General features: G+C 50.4%; 1 pseudogene. It reads left to right on the top strand.

The window, feature by feature from the left end:
• Positions 1–573: pseudogene (locus tag J5224_RS34320) on the top strand (glycosyl transferase); the annotation flags it as partial.

Here is a 573-nt window from a genome sequence, read left to right on the forward strand (position 1 = left end):
TTCTGGTCAAAACAGTATGGGTCTGATACTGCCGTCGCTCTTTTCTGAACTGGAAGGCCCTGCACTCACGCATATCATTGATGAACTGTCGCAGGTTAACTACCTGACACAAATCGTTATCGGGCTGGATCGCGCCGACCGCGAGCAATTTGAATACGCTCGCTCCTTTTTCTCTCGTTTACCACAGCGGCATCGGATTCTTTGGAATGATGGCCCGCGGCTTACCGCATTGAGTGAGGAATTGGCAGCAAAATCGTTGGCTCCCGAAGAGCCAGGCAAAGGGAGAAATGTCTGGTTCTGCATTGGCTATGCGCTTGCGTCACGCCGTAGCGCCTGCATTGCACTTCATGATTGTGACATTGTCACTTATAGCCGTGAGATGTTGGCTCGCCTGCTCTATCCGGTTGCCAATCCGCACTTTCACTATGATTTTTGCAAAGGTTACTATGCTCGCGTTGCTAACCGGAAACTCAATGGGCGTGTTGGCCGACTTCTGGTTTTTCCGCTGCTGAAATCGCTGCAAAAGGTTTATGGCAATTCGGACTATCTCGATTACATGCGCAGCTTCCGTTA

The sequence above is a fragment of the Candidatus Symbiopectobacterium sp. NZEC135 genome, from assembly GCF_025962695.1.